Here is a 19497-nt window from a genome sequence, read left to right as displayed (position 1 = left end):
CATAGTTTTCAGTTTGAGTGCAAAGTTTTAGTGCAAGAGCCCGCGCGCGGCCTGCTGGCCAGCCTCACGGAACTCCAGGCTGGTTTGAATAAGCGCCGTATCGCGGCGGGTAACAGGTGTGGCCAGCGGATGTTCGTCATTGCTGATCCAGTGCGGATCAACTTCTCCCAAAGTGTTGGTCAACCGGGCCGACTTGGCGAGCACTTCCTCCAACTCGCCGGTGAACTCGCCTCCAAGCACGCTATCCCAAGCATCTTTTACTTCGCTGGGCCGCGGCGTCATATCGAGCTTTTGTTTGCCGTCCGCCCCCTGGGATTCCAGTTCCGCGGCCGCTAAATCCCACCGGCGTTCCACTTCTTGCGGATAGCGGCGGATCCATTCGCGCAATAGGAAGCCGCGCCACAAAGCTCCGGGCAAAGAGTCTTCCGGTGAACGCACCCAGGATTCGGCAATCACGTCCACGCCTTCCGCGCGGACGAGTTCCAATACCCGCCCCCGAATCGCAGCTTCTTCCGGATCATCTTCCGCGTCTCTGTGGAATAGCAATGCCTGCGCAGAGGTATGAGCAAGCTCAGAGTTGTAAGCAACATCACCATCGCCCTGGATCGCTTCGAGCTGTTCCGGCTTGATTTGTGCCGGCCTACGGAACTTAGCCATTGTTTCCTCCTAGATCTGTGGTTATATCTACTTTTCCGGTCCTCCTCTATTGTCTCTCATCTCACCCGGGAGCGGGGCACCGCGCGTACTACCGGCCACTTTTCGCCACAGCCGGCACCCCACACTCGCCTGGAACTGCCGTACCGGTCGCTTCGTATTCCACTGCGGCGCCTTCCGTTTCCCGACGCCGTCGCCAGCACCGCGCGCGTAGCTTTACGGCACCGCGCGTAGCTTTACAGCCCTGCGCGTAGCTTTACAGCCCTGCGCGGTACTTTCCGGCACTACGCGACCTACCTGGGCTTACGTATGGAAGGCCGAAAGCGACCGCATGAAAAGTTCTCCCTCTCACATTTTCCACATCTGGGTAAACAGGCGCTAAACTACTAGGCGGGCCTCTAGCTCCAAATGGTTAGAGCACTGGACTTTTAATCCATGGGTTGTGGGTTCGAATCCCACGGGGCCTACCACCACTTTCCCCCGGAATCACAACGAAAAGTGATTTCGGGGGAAAACTTTTAACACGCAAAAGGGGACAAAAAGGGGACAAGCACCGGCCAACTGAGGGCGCTCGAAGGTAAAACTGTCTGCCTGCAATTGAAGGCGTCATGCCAGCACCGGCTACCGCAGGGGCCCGGTAATGCGTCCAGCGCTCGCGATAAGGGCACTACCAGACCACCTAACGGGCGGCTATAGGAACAGTCTCCAGAGCGGCGTATAGGCAGGTTTGTGCACCTTCCATGTGTGCAGTTTTTCGCCGCTCATGCAGCTCTTGGCGCGCCCTGTAGCACGTTCGCGAGCGCTCACCGTGCCACCACATAGGCCGTTCCCCAGTGTCGCCGGTGAGGGCCATTGCGCGGGCCTGGCCGGTAGTTTTTGGTGCAGATTACGGGCGGTAGAACACGAAACGATTATTTATGCAGGCGGGCGCATATTCACAATGTTTGAACCCGCTTTTCCTTTTTTCTAACTCCCCGCCGGCGAAATTCTAGCTTAAGGGAGTTAGGGTATACCCCCAGGGGGGGGCGTATGTGGCGTTATGGCGAGGTTTAACGCTCGCTATGACCTTTACTAGTGCGAGCGCATACTATGCGCGTCTAAGGCGCGTCTAAGGCGTGTTTAAACCCGTCTACGCGGCCCATATCTGGCACTCCCTAGGCGGGGCGGGCTCATCTTGCGCCCGGCAAACAAAATCGCCGCCCGGCCCGCTCACCTTTTCACGTTTCCAGGGCGGCGCGCGGCTAGTGAAGCCCGCATGATTCTAGTTCTCTAGAGGCTAGCTTTCATGGTTCAGTCCTTTGCTAACTCTTTCTTTTCGTAGCTGTTGGTTTTTCCGCGCGAGTAAGGTAGCCGGCTAGTGGGGAGGGTTTTTACCCTCCCCACAATCAGCCCCCTGGAACGTCCAGGCTAAATTATCCTGCTACTGGAGTAGACCTTCTACCGGCCCGGGGGATTAACGTTGCCGGGTCATCATTTTTACTCCCCTCCTGTCCTTGTGTGTGACCGCCAGGGAGGCCTAACCTTTTCGTCCACGCTTCATTTATTGGCCTGGAGGCTTCATCTGGCCTGCAGGTGGGATGATGGTTGCCATATCCCGGGCGCATTGGTTCACCGCAATAGGCGCACCAATAGCCGGTTACCGGTAGGTCCATACCGTCCAGGGTCCTAAACGTTGCCACGTCCCGCCCCTTCCTTTTTCAGGCATTCACTGCACGCCTGCGCTGCTGAGAGCGGTACCTTATGAATGGGGCATTCATCCAGTGCGCTCGCGGGCCCTGGGGAGAAGGAAGGGCTGAAACCACTGGGGTTTTCACCTCGACTTTTCGGCGTGTTAGGGCCGTTTTCCCAGTGCTTTCCAGTGGTTTCATTTTCTTCAGTTTGAAACAACTGTGAAAGCACTGGCGAAGTGGCGGTATCTCGCCGAATACTCTCATTATCTTTTCCAGTGAGTTCAGTGCATTCACTGCCCCCGGGTAGCCTCCACACTCCCCTAGCAGGAAAATCTACCTGCTTGGATTGCGCTCCTATCCTTTTCAAGGCCCGCCAAACCGTAGTAGACGACGTACCAAACTCTTCACGGGCCGCCTTGTAAATCGTTTTCGTTGGAGTCCACTCACCAGACTGCAAGAAACTGCGCAGGAAGTCGTCTAATCCCTGGCGTTCCTCTTTCTCGTCCTCACTAAGCACTTGCCGGTTAATAAGAGTCTCCACGTCCACAGGTGACGGCCCTTCAATGGTGATACGTGCCGCTGCTGGAGAGTTTTCCCCGCCCACTAGAGTGTTCGTGAAACTGAACTTTAGTGGCGTATCGTCCATCACTCCGGCGTTGAACTTGGTTGCTTGCACAACCGAGTATTCTTCAGCGCCGGCAACCATGAGGACCGCGCGGGCCGCGTTATACCATTGGGCACTACCCGCCAGGGCTTGAGTGACTTGTCCCCCGCTCTTGCGGGTATGCACCACACACACGATTGCCGCGCCTGTACGCCGCGCAACTTGGTTGAGGGCGTCTAGCATGGCCTGCACGTCTTGGGCGTTATCGTTATCGCCCTGCAAGCTCCTTGAGGCCGGGTCCAGGATTACTAGCCGGGCCCCGGTCTCGCCGATAACCTCCTCAAGCCGGCTAGTGAATAGCGGCAAGTGGAGGACTGTTTCCACATATTCGCCGTCATTGTCTTTCGCCGGTCCCAGCAATTTCGCCGGTTCCAGCAAGCACAGTTTATTAAGGTCTGCTCCGTTGACTTCACACCGGGGGCGTATCACCCCTTGAGGGGAATCTTCTGGGGAATAGATGAGTACGCCGCTTGGCGTACCGTACAGGTCCCCTTCCAAAGTCCCGCGGGTTACTCGCGCCGCTAGGTGTGTGACTAGGGAAGATTTTCCGGTACCTCCATAGCCGCCTAATACGGTGACATAACCGAGCGGAATACGCCCCTCCCACAACATTTCAACCCTCTCAGGTATTACTTCGCTCATTGGTGTCACGTTTATTCTCAGTACCGGGCGCGGGGGGCGCTCTTCCGGCGCTGTAGGCACTTTAAACATGCTCTCGTTCATGCGCCCCTCCCCACATGTTTGCGTGCACTCTCAATCGTGGCCCGGACTTCCCTTTCTGGTAGGCCCGTACTTCTGGCCGCTGCGGCTAGACCTTCCCAATTAGTAGCCCGGCCTAAGAGGTCACGTTCACCCATGAAACAGGCGGCGACGAACAGGCGATTATTCCGCTCTCCTACCGGGGCGCTTTCGACCCGGTCTATCAGGTTGGTAACCCCTCCACTAGTGGCGCGCATAGGCCTGTATAAGGGCCGTGGAGGGGGGTTTAGCCGCCGTTCTAAGGCAAGGGGTAAGCCGGCCAGCGGGCCGCTATTCACCCACTCGTAAGGCAAGCCAGTAGCGGGGTGAATAGAGGGAGGTGCGACCACGTAACCGGTCCCGCCCGCCCGTACGTCAATACCGGGGGCTAATTTGCCGGCACTGCACCCTATCGGGGCACTACTCGTAAAATAGTAATGCCAACCACCACTACCAGTACGGACCGTAGCAGTCTCTGGGAGTTGCCCGCCCGCCAGTTCCGCCAGCTTTTCAGGACTACCCCCGTGCCGCGGGTCAAGGTCGACTACTACTATGCCGAATGTTGCAACAAGCCCAATATTCGCGGTAGGCCAGGTGCGCCACCACTGGGAAATAGTCGCTTGGTCACTGGACGCGTTAGCAAAGTTTTTACCCATAGGGCAACAGGGCCGTTTACCTTTGAGCGGTAGAACTTTCCATCCCGCCGCCCCGTAGGCTAGCGCGGCGCTCGCGAGAACGTTTTCAGCGGTCTGTATCATTGTTTTCACCCCCCGCCCATAACGTCCAGAAACATGCTTAGGGCGCGTACAACTCTGGCCGCTTCCACCCCGTCAAGGGTTAAACCGTGAGTGTTCTGTTTCGTTAAAGTGTAGGAAGGAACACCCCCGCGCATGGCAACAGCTACACGGATTGCCTGTAACTTGTTACTATTACGGGTATAATCAGGGTTGAGCGCTCTTTCGTTGTGGGTGCTCTTTTCTTTTGCCATTTTTACTGTCGCCCCCTTGTTCTATGCTTCGAGGAAGTCAGGGAACGCTTTTTCCAGGTCGTCGAGTTTGACCCGTACACATCGGCCTATTTTTTTGGCCGGTAGTTGGCCGGCGTAAATCAGCCGGTAAATCGTCTTCGTGGAGACTGAAAGAATTTGCGCTGCTTGCGCAATTGAAACGAATTGAGGTGCGTTTGCAGTACCCATTTTTCTACTTTCCGGGGCCCGCGTGCACGCTTAAAAAGCATTTAAGGCGCACTACTAGTAGAGCCCCTAAAACGTTGGTTTTAGTTGCTACTACTAACAGAACGCCTGTTAGCCGGGGTATTGAGCAGAGCCCCGGATGCTCGAGGGAGTATACACTCCTGTCTAAGTGGAGGCTAACATGCCCAATGAAGGGGAATCAAGTATTAACGCTCCTCTTGGCTTAGCCGTGTTTTCAAAAGATCCACGAACGAAACCCAAGAAATCTTGCGCTGCATCAGCTCATCGAAAGCAGGAATTAACTGGCGGGCCGGTAACTTGGCCTCCAAACTGCAGAGTCTGCATTTAAACTCCCAATAAAGCGCCCCGCCCTCAAAAGACTCCTTAGCTCCCCTGACTATAGATGCTCCCCAATCTATAGACCCTCCCCAGTCGGGAGAGCGGCCCCGGCCAATCAAATCGCCACGGTAAACAGCATTACGAGATTTGAGCTCTGCACCCAAGAAAGAAGAAACCACCTCACACACTTCAGCATGTACCCGCCTTAAGTGGTCTTCGGAAAACTCTCGCACTTCCTCCCCTGGTACAGGATGACGGGCGGCCACAATCTCGCAAGCATCTTCAAGCTCATCTAGAAAATTGCCGTTCTTCCTAAGAGTTTCTAGCACCTCCCCAAATTCCGGGCTTAAAGGGTCGACCTTCTCAAGACCTTCTAGCACTGGCATTATGTTGTCAATATCAGGCCGCGCCACTTTGCGTACCGGCCCTAGGTGCCGGTTATCTTTATAGGTGCGGTTAGATGCATGAGGAACAGACCTCCACAGGCTGACGACCTCGTACCGTTCCCCGTCTATTATCCAGGCGGCTAGAGGCTTGATACTTCCTCGCACCTTGACTTCTGGCGCTTCCAACAAGTGGCGTGCATAGTCCGCCCGCGGTTCAGGCTCGAAAGTACCGAGAATATAGCGGCGGGGTTTTTTCCCCTCTCGGTCATGTAGGTCTGAATCACAAAAAACCCGAATAGACCACAGCACAGGCCGGCGCGCGTGTTTCTTACTCCTGGTCATGGTCCTCACCCCTAAGAAACTCTGCTAGTTCTCGTTCCCAAGAAGTAAAGTCTTCCGCAAAACCACGGAAAACTAAACGGCGCGCCACCTCAATAAACGCGTTAATACCCATCTCCTCGGAAAAACCTGGCAGGTGCCAAGCAGGGAAAAGGGTTTTCCACTCCTCGACCCACGAAGACCGGAAAGCAGACTCCTGCAAGTTCTGTAAATCCTGTAGCAAAGCGACCGCTGTTGTCCCTAACGCGGAAATATCATCCTCGCTCGCACCACGGTAAGGCACCACGAAAATACCGGCCCGGCCCCAAAAAATACCGCCAATACGCCGCGAACAAAAACCACTCGCCATTAACTGCTTTTCACAGTCCGGTAACTCTTGGCCCGGGAAAGCTTCACCCGCTAACCGCGCGCCACGATACACCCTCAAATACCGGCGAACGTCCTCCACTCCCTGCGGCCAGGGCTCAGAAGCTATTACACTGCGTAGCCCTGCCCGGAAATAGTCCTGACGGCTCATTTACAAACCTCCTTGTTTTAGGCCCGCTTAGCACGGCGGGTATCCAAACTAGCCACGCCCCGCGGGGCCGAATAGTAGGCCGCGATCTTGCGCGCCCCGTCCTGTTGGAATTCGTCCAATGAGTGGGAATAGTGCTTTGTCATATAGTCGGTGGAGTGTCCGAGCATGGCCTGCACGTCACGCAAATGCATTCCAGCCCGGATAGCCAACGAAGTAGCTGTATGTCGTAAATCGTGTGGTGTTGTATGTTCTATCCCTAGCCGCTTACAGGCGTTTGCCAGGTTCACGCCCCATTGCTTATTAGGCATGTGTTTTCGTGCGTCCTCCTTTGCAGGGAACAACAACCCGGCGGGGCCTACCTGCCGAGCGCGCTGCGCTATTTCTTTCCCCACGGGGCCGCCCATGTAGATCGTGCGAATAGAAAAACGTGTTTTCGGGTTGCCCACCACTGTGGCCACGCCATCACCCGTAACGCCCCGCTCGACGCGCACACGAGTAAGCCCCGTCGTCGAGTCATAAGCAACGTCTTTACCACGTAGCTCGCGAATCTCCCCCGAACGTAGCCCAAATTGGCCCGCCGTGAGGGTCATCAAGCGCTGGTACTCTGGCACCTCGTTCGCGAGCGCTAGCAACTCTTCGCGGCTAATCGCGTGTGCCTGGCGTTTCTTCCGTCCCTTCTCCCGAACTGGTTTACGCACATTTTTCGAGTTCGGTGGATACGGATTCTCAGAGATACGCTCATCAGCTACCGCTGCATTTAAAATATTGCGGAACGTGTCCCGCGTACTTTTCACGCTAGAGGTGAGGGAGTTAGCCCAATCGACTACTTCGGGGCGGCGAATTTCCTTTAACGGTACGTCTGCCCACCTGGGGAGGATATGACACCTTAACACGCTCTCATAGCCGCGGCGGGTTGCTGGCGTGACGTCTACCGTGTCAATCCAGCCGCGGGCGTACTCTCCGAGCGTGTACGCGTCCTGTTTTGCTTTGTGTTCCGCCGCTTCCCGCTCACGGGCTTTTGTTTCCGGCGACTTCCACGTGCCTTTATCGATGGCGTGTTTCTGTTTGGCAAGCCAAGCTTCAGCCGTTGCCTTAGTGGTGAAAGACTTTCGGACGATGTTCCGCGCTCCGTCCTTCTTGTACTTTTGGTGAGGGTTGAGAAATTCCGCCCTCCAGAGAGCTTTTCCTCGTTTTTCGATGTACCCAAAACCGCGCCGCCGCGCCATTTTCTCACGCTCCTAAAAGGGGGACAAAAAGGGGACAAGCCCCGGCAAAAACAGTCTAAACGAGGGTATTAAAGTCGTGCAAGAGATTATGCTAAATCGTTGGTATACCGCGGAAAAGTCCACTTTTCGGCGTCATCTCGTGGAAGCAAAAAACATGGGTCTTTCGATTCGAATCCCACGGGGCCTACCACTACTTTCCCCCGGAATCACAACGAAAAGTGATTCCGGGGAAAACCTTTTCGGCACGCGAGTAACACCTGAGTAACACCGAAAATTGCTAACGAAAGCAATTTCGGGGGATCGCTTTTACCAGGCAAAAAAGGGGACAAAAAGGGGACAAGCAGTTTTCCCCGAAATCACAACGAAAATAATTTCGGGGAAAACTGTAAATCAAACTGCCGTTGCACGGCATATGGTGCCGTTGCGTACCACATGGCAACGAAACACTTTTCGGAGCTAATTCTGCCCCTGCTGGCGGCCCCTCGCGTTTGCGTGACATGCCTCCGGGCGGGCAGCAGCTGCGGCGCGGGCGGCTTGCGGAGCGGCCTGGGCGATCCGTTCGATCGCGGCGGCGTCGTGCATGGCAGAAACGAAGTAAGCCTCAAACACGGAAGGCGGCAGGTGCACCCCGCCCTCCAAGAAGGCGTGGAAGAAGGGCGCGAACCGGAACTGTTCTTGAGCCGCTACTTCCGCGTAGTTGTGCGCGGGAGTGGGGGCGAACAGTACCGAGAACAGGGAGCCAACGCGTTGCATAGTGTGCGCCACGCCGGCCTCCTGCAAAGCCTGGGTAATGATCTCCTGGATTTGTGCGGAAGCTGCGTTCACCTTCGCGTAGACCTCGGCGTCGGCAAGCTGGAGGGTGGCGATTCCGGCCGCGGTGGCGAGCGGGTTCCCAGAAAGCGTGCCGGCCTGGTATACCGGGCCGGTGGGCGCGAGATAGTCCATAACGTCTGCCCGCCCACCCAGGGCCGCGATGGGCATACCGCCACCGATCACCTTGCCGAAGGTGAAGAGGTCTGGGGTGAAGTTTTCTCCAGCGTCGCGTTGTAAGCCCCACATGCCGGCCGGGTGGACCCGGAAGCCGGTGAGAACTTCGTCGAAAATAAGCAGCGCGCCATGCTGGTGGCAAGTTTCGGCAAGGAACGCATTGAAACCTGGCGCGGGTGAAACCACACCCATATTTGCCGGCGCCCCTTCCGTAATTACGGCCGCGATTTTCTCCCCGTGCGTGGTGAAAAGTTCGGTCACGGCCTCCCGGTCGTTATAGGGCAAAACCACTGTGTCTTGCACGGTGCCGGCCGGTACACCCGCGGAAGAAGAAAGCCCGAAGGTGGCCACGCCCGAACCGGCGGCTACTAACATGCAGTCTTCGTGGCCGTGATAGCAGCCAGCGAATTTGACCACGAGATCCCGGCCGGTAAAACCGCGCGCCAAACGAATCGCCGTCATGGTGGCTTCCGTACCCGTGGAAACAAAACGCAACTTTTCTACCGGGGCCACACGGGCCGCTACCAATTCCGCGAGTTGCACCTCCGCTTCCGTGGGCGCCCCGAAGGAAAGGCCCCGCGCCGCCGCTTCCTGCACGGCCTGCACCACCTGCGGATGGGAATGGCCCAAAAGCATTGGCCCCCAAGAACCAACCAGGTCAACATATTCTTTTTCCGCCGCCGTAGTAGTATCGCTAGCCCGCCCGTACAGGTAAGGGCCTTGGGCGCGGTCCACAAAAATCGGGTCTCCCCCTACCGAACCGAAAGCCCGCACCGGCGAATCCACGCCGCCCGGGATCACTGACTGGGCACGTTCAAAAAGGCTCATCTTTCCTTCTACTTCCTTTGCAGTTCTATGCTGTGCTTCTGTATATGTTTGGTTTGCGTTTGCGATGCGGTTGTAATGCGGTTGTAATGCGGTGTTTTCGCCGCGGGCCGTTTTGCGCTCTGCCAGCGGCCCGCTAGTTTTTGCGCCCGGCCCCAGCGGCCCGCTAATCTACTTCACGCCCGGCCCCAGCGGCCCGCTAGTTTTCGCGGAGCCAGCCGGCAATTTCGGCGGCCCAATAGGTGCAGATCATGGTGGCTCCGGCGCGGCGGATGCTCAGCACGCTTTCCATAATGATGCGCTTGCGGTCTACCCAGCCGCGTTCAGCGGCCGCTTCCACCATCGCGTATTCGCCAGAAACCTGGTAAACAGCCACCGGGACGGTCACATTTGCGGCTACGTCCGCCGTCACGTCCAGGTAGGAACTACCCGGCTTGACCATTACGACGTCGGCCCCTTCCGCCTCATCCAACAAAGCTTCCCGCAAACCTTCCGTACGGTTAGCCGGATCGAGCTGATAAGTAGCACGATCTCCACGCAACTGAGAATCTACTGCTTCGCGGAACGGCCCGAAGAAAGCGGAAGCATATTTCGCGGAATAAGCAAGGATGGAAACCGCGGTGAAACCTTCCCCGTCCAAAGCTTCCCGCACGGCCGCCACCTGGCCGTCCATCATCCCGGATAGGCCGAGCATGTGCGCGCCGGCCCGGGCCTGCGCGAGCGCCATCTCCTGGTAGATCTCCAAAGTGGCGTCATTGTCCACGTTTCCCTGCGCATCGAGCACCCCGCAATGGCCGTGGTCGGTAAATTCGTCCAGGCAAAGGTCGGCAATAATAACGGCGTCGTCACCTAGTTCGGTACGCAAAGCCCGCAACCCGCGGTTGAGGATCCCCTCCGGATCGGTAGCCGCGCTCCCCCGCGCATCGCGCTGCGCCGGCACTCCGAACAACATAATCCCGCCCACTCCGGCATCCACTGCCTGGCGTGCCGCGCGGGGCAAAGACTCCAACGTGTGCTGGTAGACGCCGGGCATGGAAGCGATCGGCTCCGGTGCGGCTATCCCCTCGCGCACAAACATGGGAAGCACAAGGTTCGCCGCGGCCAGCTGTGTTTCCCGCACCATTCCGCGCATTGCCGCATTGGTCCGCAACCGGCGCGGCCGCTCAATAAGTTCCACTTTCCGTTCCTTCTTTCCTGGATTCTTTGTTTCTTCGGTTTTTGGTTTCTTGGTTTTTGGTTTCTTGGCTGCTTGGTTATTTGGCGGCTAGTTACGTAGCGCCCGGGCGATTCCTGCCGGGTCCGGGGTGGGCGCCACTCGCACCGGCCCGCGGTACCCAGCTTGCCGGCAGGCGCGCGCGGTCGGCTCCCCCAGGGCGACGAGCGCCGGGGCACCTTCCCACAACCCGATATTTTCCGGTGGCGCGTTATCTTCCGGCGTCCTGTTATTTTCCGGAGGCAATACCTTTCGTATGGCCGCGAGTACCGCGTGGGCCGCACTTCCCGCGGTCAAAACGATAGCGGCCGGGCGTAGGCTCAATACCTTTTCGACGCCGTCCACATCCGGCTCCGTGCGATACACCTCGTGGCGTTCTACTTGGTAGCCGCGGGCAGCAACCGCTTCCGCGAAATCCGTAGAAGCCAGGCTCGAACATGGAAAATAGATACGCCCGGGAATGTTTGGCGGCGAGACCTCTGACGCTTGAACCGGTTTTTGAGCACCCGGCCCCTGGGCAGCGGGCTTCGGGACATCTTGACCTCGCGAACCTGACCCCTGAACACCCGGTTTTTGCCCGGTTTGGTACTGCCCGGTTTGGCGTTGCTCGGTTTGACGTTGCTCGGCTAGCGGGAAAGCTTCCCCGAAAACGCGGCCGGTAGCTGGCTGGGGGCCAATGAAATCCGGCGGCCGGGGGCTATGGCGTGCTGTGCCCTTACCAATGCAAGCAATTTGCAACTCCGGCGGGATTTCTAATTCCCAGGCCCGGAAAACATCAAACACATAACCCGAAGTAACCGCTAGCCATACCGAGGCTGTGGATTGGCGGCCAAGGGCATAGGCGCCGGCGGATTGGCTGGTGAACTCGCCGGCAAGATCGCGGGCAAACTGGCTGGTCGGCTGGCAAATGTCTGCGCGGGCATGGCCGCCGTTTCGGGCATGGCGAGCATAGCCGGCATAGCGGGCCAGGTAATCGCGAGCGCGGTCTTTTTCGCTATCCACAGGGATCCGCCGCGTTACGGGAATCCCCAGCCAGTTAGCTGGCACCTGCCAGTGCGGGGGAAGCACGCGCGTGATTACCACCAGTCCGGTAGTTCGGAAGGTACCGGAATTAGAAGCTCGCTTCGTCGCCGCCATTACTTGCCCTCGGTTTCCCGGCCGATGCTTTGCGCGGCTGGCCCGAGTGCTTCCAATAGCTTGGCGGCCAAGCGGAAGCCAAGCTCGCGCGGATCTGCGTGAGCGGCGGCCGGCGCGGCCTTCACTTGCGGTTCTGTGCCCGAGTTCGAAGCGGGCTCCCTACCCGGTTCCGAAACCAGTTCCGTGCCCGGTTGCGGAACCGGCCCAGCCGTTGGAGGTTCGGCGCGGTTAGCAGCTTGCGCTGCGCCCGCGGCCAATTCGAGGCGGATGGTTGCTTCGTCTTCGGCGCTGGCGGTGCCATCCGGGCTGGTCCAACGGGCGAAAAGATGTAATTCATCCGTGCCCGAGGCCACGGTAGCCAGAGCGCCAACCGGCGTCGAACAACCAGCTTCGATCCCCACCATAAAACTGCGTTCGGCCAGCGCTACCGCCCGGCCTTCCGCACTCTCCACCTGTGCGGCAGCGGCGGCCGCGCGCGTACCGGGCAAGGTTTCCAGGGCGAGGATGCCCTGCGTGGGTGCCGGCACCATTTCCGCCACGGGAATATCGTGCCCGCCAGTTATCCCCAAGCGGGCCAGGCCGGCACGAGCCACGATCACGGCGTCGAGATCCGCTCCCGCCCGCGCGATCCGGGTAGGTACGTTACCGCGAATCGGCACCGCTTCCACATCGGGACGCAGCCGCAACAATTGGCCGATGCGGCGCGGAGAACCGGTTCCCACCCGCGCTCCCGCCGGCAGTTCCGCAATACTCGGATACTTGCCGTACAGCACATCGCACGGCGCTTCCCGCGCGGAAAAGAACATGGCGAAATCGGGGCTATCCGCCGCCGGCAAATCCTTGGCCGAATGGACCACCAGATCGCATTCGCCGGCCAGTAACGCTTGGCGCACCGCGTTCGTAAACAGCCCGGTACCACCGATTTGCGAAAGCTGGCGGCGGTCCGTATCCCCGCGCGTAGTGATCCCCACCAGTTCGAAAGCGCCATACAAACCAGCCGCGCAAATCTGCCGGCCCACCGCTTCCGCTTGCGTGACGGCCAGTTGCGAAGTGCGAGCACCAATGCGAAGTACCGTCACTGCGCGTCCTTTGTGGAATTCGGTTCTGCGGTTTCTTCGGCGGTTTCTCCTACGGCCGGGTTCGAAGTTGCTTCGGGGTGCGGAGCCAGTGCCACGCCCGTGATTTGGCGAGCCAGGCCCAGGGAATGTTCGATGATCGAGGAGATACCGGCTCCGGCCAGCCAGCTGCCGGCCCCGTAAACGCCGGGCGGGAAGACCAACGCATCTTGCCACTGCGCCAGTTGCGGGCTGCGCGGGGTGAGAGCAGGCCCCCAGGCTTCGAAATGCCAGTCGAGGATGCGCGGGTTTTCGATCCCGGTGATCCGGGTAAAATCTGCGGCCGCTATTTCCGCAGCGTTCGCCTCCGTAATATGTGCTTCCGGGTTATAAGACAGCCGCACCACGTGCGGGGCGGGAAGCCGCCACTTGTAACTCAAATGGGTCATGCCCTTAACCCGGCTAAACCCGGGCGCCGTGAGCAAACCCGAACCGCGCGGGCCATTATCCAATTCCGGATTATCCAAGGCCAAAGAAACGTGCGTGATCGGATTACCGCGCGGTACCTCCGGGAGTGGATTATCCGAAATCATGGCCAGCAAATGCGCGGAAGGATCCAAACCTGCCGCCAAAATAACCCGGTCGGCCTGCACCACGTGTGTCTTACTTGGCGCGGCAGCTACAGAACCTGCGGCGCTACCGGGCGCGGCGGCGTCGGCACTGGTTTCGATAACCAGTTCGTAACCGCCTTCGACCGCGCGGATCGCGGTGACTTTCCGCCCGGTGTGGATAACGGCACCGGCCTGGCGGGCTTGCGCGGCCAAAACGAGCGGCAACCGGTACATGCCCCCGACGATGCTTGCCGTGCGCGCGCCGGACGGAATGGAACGTACCGCCCCGGCCAGCGTGCCCTCCCGTTCGAAAGATTCCTGCAAATATGCGGGAATGGCCAGCTCGTACGGGTCGGCAGAATAGATCGAGGTGGTAATCGGCGCGACCAGCGTGTGCACCACCTCCGCACCCATCCGTGCCTCCACCAGCTCGCCCACGCTATTTGCCGTGCGGCCTACCTCCGGGCCGAGCGTGGCGTCGGCGGCGGCGCGGGCGGGATCGCGCAAAACTTGGCGCACCTCTTCCGATTCGGGATGCGCGGGGATCCCCATAACCGAACCTGCCGGCATTGGGAAAGCCGCGTGCTCGGAAACAATCCACGACCTACCGCGCGGCTCTTGCACCTGCAAACCCAAAGATTCGATGTAAGCCCGGGCGTGGTCCTGCTGCGCAAAACTCTCCGCCCCGCCTTCAACCGTGCGGCCCGCCAATTCCAAACCATGAATCAACCCGCCCAGCTCGGCATCGGCTTCAAAAACTTCCACTTCGTGGGCGGAATGGGTACCGCGGGCGTGGTGGGCGTGGTGGGCGCTAGATTCCGGCGTGCTGGTAGATTCCGGCGCGGCTGCAGTTTCCAGCGTGGTTGCTGTTTCTGGCGCGGCTGCTGTTTCTGGCGCGGCTGCTGTTTCCGCGTGCGTTAGTTCACGTGCCAGTATGAGCCCGGCCAAGCCGCCGCCCACAATTACGGTCTTCATCGATGTGCCCCTATCATTCTGGTGATTGGTTTTTCTTCTTCTGCTGCTCTTCCGCTGTTTTCTGCGGTGCCGCTGGCTGCGCAGCAATCGCTTCCCCGCGTAATGTGCGGTGCCGCTCGCTGCGCAGCAATCGCTTCCCAGCGTGGCACTGCTCCCATGCGCGGCGTCGCTTTCTAGCTCTTACCGGCTCAGCCCGCTGCCATTTCTTGCGAGGAACGCGAATGCACATATTCCACCACTCGCGTGAGCACCGCCGGATCCGTGGTGGGCGGTACCCCGTGGCCCAAGTTCACAATATGGGCCGGTGCCGCCGCCCCCGCCCGCAAAACGGCGTCGATATGCTCCCGCAAAACCTCCCACGGAGCCGTAAGCATCGCCGGGTTAATGTTCCCCTGCACCGGTTTGCCCGGGGCGCGGCGCGCCGCCTCATCCAGTGGGGTGCGGTAGTCGACGCCGATAACCTCGGCCGGCTCGGCCATCAAATCCAAGAAGGCGCCCGTCCCGGTGCCAAAATGGATCGCCGGAACCGGCAGGTCGGCAAGCACGCGCCGCGAATACGGCAACACGCGTGCCTCGTAATCCGCGCGGGAAAGCGAACCGGCCCACGAATCGAAGAGCTGTACCAACTGCGCGCCCGCCTCGATCTGCACCTCCAAGAAGCGGCGAGTAATGCATGCCACCCAGCTCAGCAAGGCATCCCAGGCCTGCGGATCGGCGTGCATCATGGCACGGGCCGCCAAGTGATCGCGCGTGCCCTTGCCTTCTACCAGGTAGGCGGCAACCGTGAAAGGCGCACCCGCAAACCCAATTACGGGCACCTCCACTTCCCGCGCGGCGGCGGCCAGCCCGCGCGAAATCAAGTCCTCATCTTCGAGACACCTGTCTACTATTTTAGCGACGTCGCTACGGGTGCGGACCGGTTCCGCAATCACCGGGCCAACCCCGGGCACAATTTCCACCCCGATACCCGCCAGGCGCAGCGGCACCACAATGTCTGAGAAAAATATGGCGGCGTCCACTTTGTGCCGGCGCACCGGCTGCGCCGTGATCTCAGCCACCAAATCTGGAGTCAGGCAAGCCTCAATCATGGGGATCCCTTCCCGCGCTTTTCGATATTCAGGGAGGGACCTCCCCGCTTGACGCATAAACCACACGGGATACTTCCCCGGTTTTTCGCCATTTGCGGCAGTTAAAACGCTTTTGTTCACACCTTCTCGCTTCCTTGCGCCCATCTGACTTCCTATAGATGAAATTTAGTGCAAAAATGTAACTATGCCAATTTTCGCAACGTCGGCGAACCACAGGAGGACTCCCCTCGACGAAGTAGCGAGAACGGCGGAACTGCATAGCGCCTTTACTGATCTACTTTCACGATTGGCTGGGGTTCACGGCTTCGTCACCGTCTCCACGTGCAACCGCTTCGAAATTTACATCGACGCGGATAGCGACGCACTCGATTTTCTTAGCGACATCCCGTCTCAGTATCGGGCTTTGTGGCCTTCCACGGCAGAGTTCTATCGCGGCACCGCCGCCGCGCAACATTTATTCGCAGTAGCTAGCGGACTTGATTCCTTGGTGGTAGGGGAACGGGAAATCGTGGGTCAAATCCGCCGCGCGCTTTCCACCGCGCGGGAAAACGGCACGGCCACCGCTAACCTCGAGCGTCTCTTCCAAAGGGCTTTACACACTTCTCGGCAAGTGGCTACCCGTACCGAACTGGCCCGAAGCGGCCGCTCGGTGGTCAGCATCGCGCTAGATTTACTGGACCGCGCCCTTCTTCGCCAGCATGGCGAGCCCGACCAGCTCGCAAAGCTCACCGCAGCTACCATCCCCGCCTCCACACCCGCTCCTGCATCCGCACCCGCTCCTGCCTCCACACCGGCTCCTGCCAGCACGCGCGCAGAGAACTGGCGCGGGCGGCGCGTGATTGTAGCCGGCACCGGATCATATGCCCGGGTTACGGTGGCGGCTTTGCGCGAGCGCGGCTGCCAGGATATTGCGGTGTGGTCAGCTTCCAACCGGGCGGCAGATTTCGCGACTAAGCACGGTTTGCAGGCTTTAGAAAAGCGCGATTTTACGGACGCGGATGCAATTATTTTCTGCCGCGGCCGGGGCGGGCATGTTTTCGGGCCCACTGATGCCGCCCAGATCGTGACTGCCCGCGGCGAGGCCAATCTAATTGATCTAACTATTTCCCGCGATGTGGATCCGGCCGTGCGGGACGTCAAAGGTACCTACCTGATCGATCTGGAAACTATTTCCCGGCACACGCCTGCCGTGCAGCGCGAAGCTTTAACGCGTGCCAAGGAACTGGTAGAAACCGGTTTGGAAGATTATGTGGCGGATATGCGCGGCCGCGATATTGACCCGGTGATCGTTTCTTTGCGGGAAAAAGTAGCTGGCACGGTGGAAAGGGAATTGCAAAAAATTCCGCGCACTGCCTGGCTTTCCGCGGAGGATACGAATTACTACTTACGGCGGTTGGCTAACAGTATCTTGCATCAACAGATGCAAGCCGCACATCGCGCCGCCCGCGCCGGCCGGGCCGCGGAATATCACCGGGCCGCCGAACTTGTTTTTGGAGCTGGGTTCCCGCCGCCGCACAAATCGGAAACGGTTCCACCAGCTCCCACAACAGCTCCCACAAGCAATACCCCTAGAGAAACGGATGGACTCAATGGCTGATGCCTACATGATTCTCAGTTATGGCGGACCCGATAAAACCGAGGATGTGATCCCCTTTTTGCGCAACGCTACGAAGGGGCGGAATATCCCCGATGCGCGGCTCGCGATGGTGGGAAAACACTACGAACTGTTTGGGGGAAAATCGCCCATCAATGAGCTGAATGAAAAGCTCGCGGCGGATTTGCGTGCCGAACTTGCTTCGCGCGGCGATCACACTCCGATTTTTATTGGTAACCGGAACTGGAAACCATTCGGCAATACGGTTTTGCAAGAAATGTACACCCAAGGGATCCGCGAAGTATTAGCGCTGGCCACTTCGGCCTACGCTTCCTATTCTTCATGCCGCCAATACCGGGAAGATGCTGCCCGCTGGCTCGGAGAAATCTTCGCGCCGGGGATGCATATCCGGAAGATCAAGCCGTTCTGGGATCAAGAGTTTTTCTATCAGGCACAGCTAGCCGTCACCCGGCAGGCGCTGGCCGAGTTGCCAGAAGGCCGCCTAGTTTTCGTTACGCATTCAATTCCCACCGCAATGGAGGAAGCATCGGCCACTGCCCAGCCCTATTCCTATAACGAACAGCACCTGCAGCTGGCCCGCCGCCTCACCGCAGAGCTAGGCGTACAGGAGTGGGATTTGGTGTATTGCTCGCGTTCTGGTAGCCCGCACACCCCCTGGCTCGAACCTGATATTTGCGACCATATTGCTGATCTTGCCGCCCGCGGTATTCGGGATGTTATCGCGGTACCTTTCGGGTTTATTTACGACCATATGGAAGTGGTTTACGACCTCGATACGGAAGCGAAGGAAGCGGCCGCGGAGCACGGCGTGCGGTATTTGCGGGCCGCCACGGTAGGTGACCAACCCGGTTTCATATCCGGTTTGGCTGATTTGCTCACCAATCCGGGTGATATGCAGTATCGCCCCGATGATTGCTTGCCCGGTACCGGGGAATTGTTGCCCGCTATCGGGGAGGAGGCCGACGACGCCGCCCGCGCCGATTCTGCCAATTCGGCTCGCGAGGCACCCACCGCCTAATCGCGGTAAAGAGATCGGGATGGACAAATCGCGGTGAACAAATCGCGATAGGGAAACGTAATAGGTCAAACCAAAAGTCTCAGCACAATAAAACTAAGCAAGGAAGCGGAAGAGGAAAATCATGGCTGAAGCAACGCATGGAAACCACACTCCCACCGGGCATCCCGGCGGGCATCCAGGAACCAGCCACCCCGGAGCTGGGCATCCGGGAGCTGGCCACCCCGGCGGGCATCCGGGCGGCGGGCATCCAGGAACCAGCCACCCGGGAGCTGGGCACCCCGGCGGGCATCCCGGAACCAGCCACCCGGGCGCCGGCCACCCGGGCGCCGGCCACCCTAGCGGCGTGATTACGCACGTGAGTGATCACGCTGATCCCACGGCCGTACAGCGCCATGAAAACGGGGCCGCGCCGTTGGGTGCAGATGTCACTTTGTACACCATGTGGCTTGCCCTTACCTGCGATTTTGATGCCACGCAGGCCGATCCGGAAACGGTGGCCGGCGAAGTGGAGGAACGGATTGCGCAGGCCGGCGGCCGGGTGCGTGGGTTCTATGATTTGGGCGGGTTCCGCGCCGATGCAGACCTGCTCGTGTGGGTAATGGCAGATTCTCCGGAAGAAATCCAGGCTTCCTACCACGAAGTGCTCAATTCGCAGCTCGCGGTAACAACCGCTTGGGTTGCTACCGGCCTGCACCGGATGATGGAATTCAACAAGGCCCACTACCCTGGTTTCATGGACCACGCAGCGCCGAAGTTCATGACGGTCTACCCCTTCATTCGTAGCAAGGACTGGTACTTGATCGATGCGCGTTCGCGCGGGCTGATGATGCGCGACCACGGCGCCGCCGGCCAAGAATTCTCGGATTGCGTGACCTCCACGGTCGCAGCCTTCGGCCTTGGCGATTGGGAATGGATCGTCTCTTTGGAAGCCGATGATCTTGCCCGGCTCGTAGACCTACTGCGCGCTTTCCGGTACACGGAAGCACGCCGCTACGTCGACGTCGATACCCCGTTCTACACGGGCGTGAAAGTAGAGCTCGCTGACTATCTGCGCCGCATCCAAAAGCGGCCCGCGGCCAAGTAAGCGGATACCGAACCCCGCGAGTAACTAAGCGGCTACCGCACGTAGAACAATAGAAAGCAATAGGACAGCGATACCGGTTCGCGCCGGATAGTTGCCAGCTAATCGCCGCAGCTAGTTGCCGGGTTGCATTGCGGCGCACCCGGGCCCTGCCAGCGGAATCGCAT

The 19497-nt window shown here is 59.1% G+C and carries 16 protein-coding genes and 1 tRNA gene; 4 read left to right on the top strand and 13 right to left on the bottom strand.

Annotated features, from left to right (window positions below; translation table 11 throughout):
* Positions 1 to 27: 27 nt before the first annotated feature.
* Positions 28 to 657, bottom strand: coding sequence for a hypothetical protein (locus BLT47_RS02100; RefSeq protein ID WP_074661101.1), 630 nt, complete (start codon positions 655 to 657; stop codon positions 28 to 30).
* Between the two features lie 389 nt (positions 658 to 1046).
* Between BLT47_RS02100 and BLT47_RS02095 the strand changes: the two genes are divergently transcribed.
* Positions 1047 to 1124 (top strand) — tRNA-Lys (locus tag BLT47_RS02095).
* 1195 nt (positions 1125 to 2319) lie between these two features.
* Here the strand turns inward: BLT47_RS02095 and BLT47_RS02090 are convergent.
* From BLT47_RS02090 to hemE, 12 genes are all read right to left on the bottom strand, one after another.
* Positions 2320 to 3630, bottom strand: a complete 1311-nt coding sequence (locus tag BLT47_RS02090) for an AAA family ATPase (protein ID WP_176764471.1) — start codon at positions 3628 to 3630, stop codon at positions 2320 to 2322.
* A gap of 77 nt (positions 3631 to 3707) precedes the next feature.
* On the bottom strand, positions 3708 to 4484 hold the full coding sequence (locus BLT47_RS09695; RefSeq protein ID WP_083329999.1) for a bifunctional DNA primase/polymerase: 777 nt from the start codon (positions 4482 to 4484) through the stop codon (positions 3708 to 3710).
* 251 nt (positions 4485 to 4735) lie between these two features.
* Positions 4736 to 4921: a helix-turn-helix domain-containing protein gene (locus BLT47_RS02080; RefSeq protein WP_074661097.1), complete on the bottom strand. Its 186-nt coding sequence runs from the start codon at positions 4919 to 4921 to the stop codon at positions 4736 to 4738.
* Between the two features lie 203 nt (positions 4922 to 5124).
* The gene (locus BLT47_RS02075) at positions 5125 to 5985 is read right to left on the bottom strand and encodes a hypothetical protein (protein ID WP_074661095.1); all 861 of its coding nucleotides are present in this window, start codon (positions 5983 to 5985) and stop codon (positions 5125 to 5127) included.
* On the bottom strand, positions 5972 to 6499 hold the full coding sequence (locus tag BLT47_RS02070) for a hypothetical protein (protein ID WP_143021743.1): 528 nt from the start codon (positions 6497 to 6499) through the stop codon (positions 5972 to 5974). The genes BLT47_RS02075 and BLT47_RS02070 overlap by 14 nt, the downstream gene beginning before the upstream one ends.
* Positions 6500 to 6516: 17 nt before the next feature.
* Complete coding sequence (locus BLT47_RS02065; protein WP_074661091.1) at positions 6517 to 7725, bottom strand: tyrosine-type recombinase/integrase; 1209 nt, start codon at positions 7723 to 7725, stop codon at positions 6517 to 6519.
* A gap of 456 nt (positions 7726 to 8181) precedes the next feature.
* Entirely contained in the window at positions 8182 to 9540 is a 1359-nt protein-coding gene (hemL, locus tag BLT47_RS02060; protein ID WP_074661088.1) for a glutamate-1-semialdehyde 2,1-aminomutase, read from the bottom strand.
* A 196-nt stretch (positions 9541 to 9736) separates the two neighbouring features.
* Positions 9737 to 10714, bottom strand: coding sequence for a porphobilinogen synthase (hemB, locus tag BLT47_RS02055; protein WP_074661085.1), 978 nt, complete (start codon positions 10712 to 10714; stop codon positions 9737 to 9739).
* Between the two features lie 87 nt (positions 10715 to 10801).
* A complete protein-coding gene (locus BLT47_RS02050) occupies positions 10802 to 11887 on the bottom strand; it encodes a uroporphyrinogen-III synthase (protein WP_074661082.1) in 1086 nt (361 codons plus the stop codon).
* Positions 11887 to 12966, bottom strand: a complete 1080-nt coding sequence (gene hemC, locus BLT47_RS02045) for a hydroxymethylbilane synthase (RefSeq protein WP_074661079.1) — start codon at positions 12964 to 12966, stop codon at positions 11887 to 11889. The genes BLT47_RS02050 and hemC overlap by 1 nt, the downstream gene beginning before the upstream one ends.
* Complete coding sequence (locus tag BLT47_RS02040) at positions 12963 to 14528, bottom strand: protoporphyrinogen/coproporphyrinogen oxidase (RefSeq protein ID WP_074661076.1); 1566 nt, start codon at positions 14526 to 14528, stop codon at positions 12963 to 12965. Before BLT47_RS02040 ends, hemC begins: the two co-directional genes overlap by 4 nt.
* Before the next feature lie 188 nt (positions 14529 to 14716).
* Positions 14717 to 15736, bottom strand: coding sequence for a uroporphyrinogen decarboxylase (gene hemE, locus BLT47_RS02035; RefSeq protein ID WP_256332497.1), 1020 nt, complete (start codon positions 15734 to 15736; stop codon positions 14717 to 14719).
* Between the two features lie 64 nt (positions 15737 to 15800).
* Between hemE and BLT47_RS02030 the strand changes: the two genes are divergently transcribed.
* The 3 genes from BLT47_RS02030 (at position 15801) to hemQ (ending at position 19333) form a co-directional block, all read left to right on the top strand.
* On the top strand, positions 15801 to 17213 hold the full coding sequence (locus BLT47_RS02030; RefSeq protein WP_074661072.1) for a glutamyl-tRNA reductase: 1413 nt from the start codon (positions 15801 to 15803) through the stop codon (positions 17211 to 17213).
* Positions 17206 to 18249 (top strand): ferrochelatase, encoded by a 1044-nt coding sequence (gene hemH / locus BLT47_RS02025; protein ID WP_074661070.1) that lies wholly within the window; start codon positions 17206 to 17208, stop codon positions 18247 to 18249. Before BLT47_RS02030 ends, hemH begins: the two co-directional genes overlap by 8 nt.
* 121 nt (positions 18250 to 18370) lie before the next feature.
* A complete protein-coding gene (gene hemQ / locus BLT47_RS02020; protein ID WP_143021742.1) occupies positions 18371 to 19333 on the top strand; it encodes a hydrogen peroxide-dependent heme synthase in 963 nt (320 codons plus the stop codon).
* The last annotated feature ends 164 nt before the right edge of the window (positions 19334 to 19497 follow it).

Source organism: Actinobaculum suis (assembly GCF_900102025.1).
Classification (GTDB): Bacteria; Actinomycetota; Actinomycetes; order Actinomycetales; family Actinomycetaceae; genus Actinobaculum; species Actinobaculum suis.
This window is presented reverse-complemented; position numbering and strand designations above follow the sequence as displayed.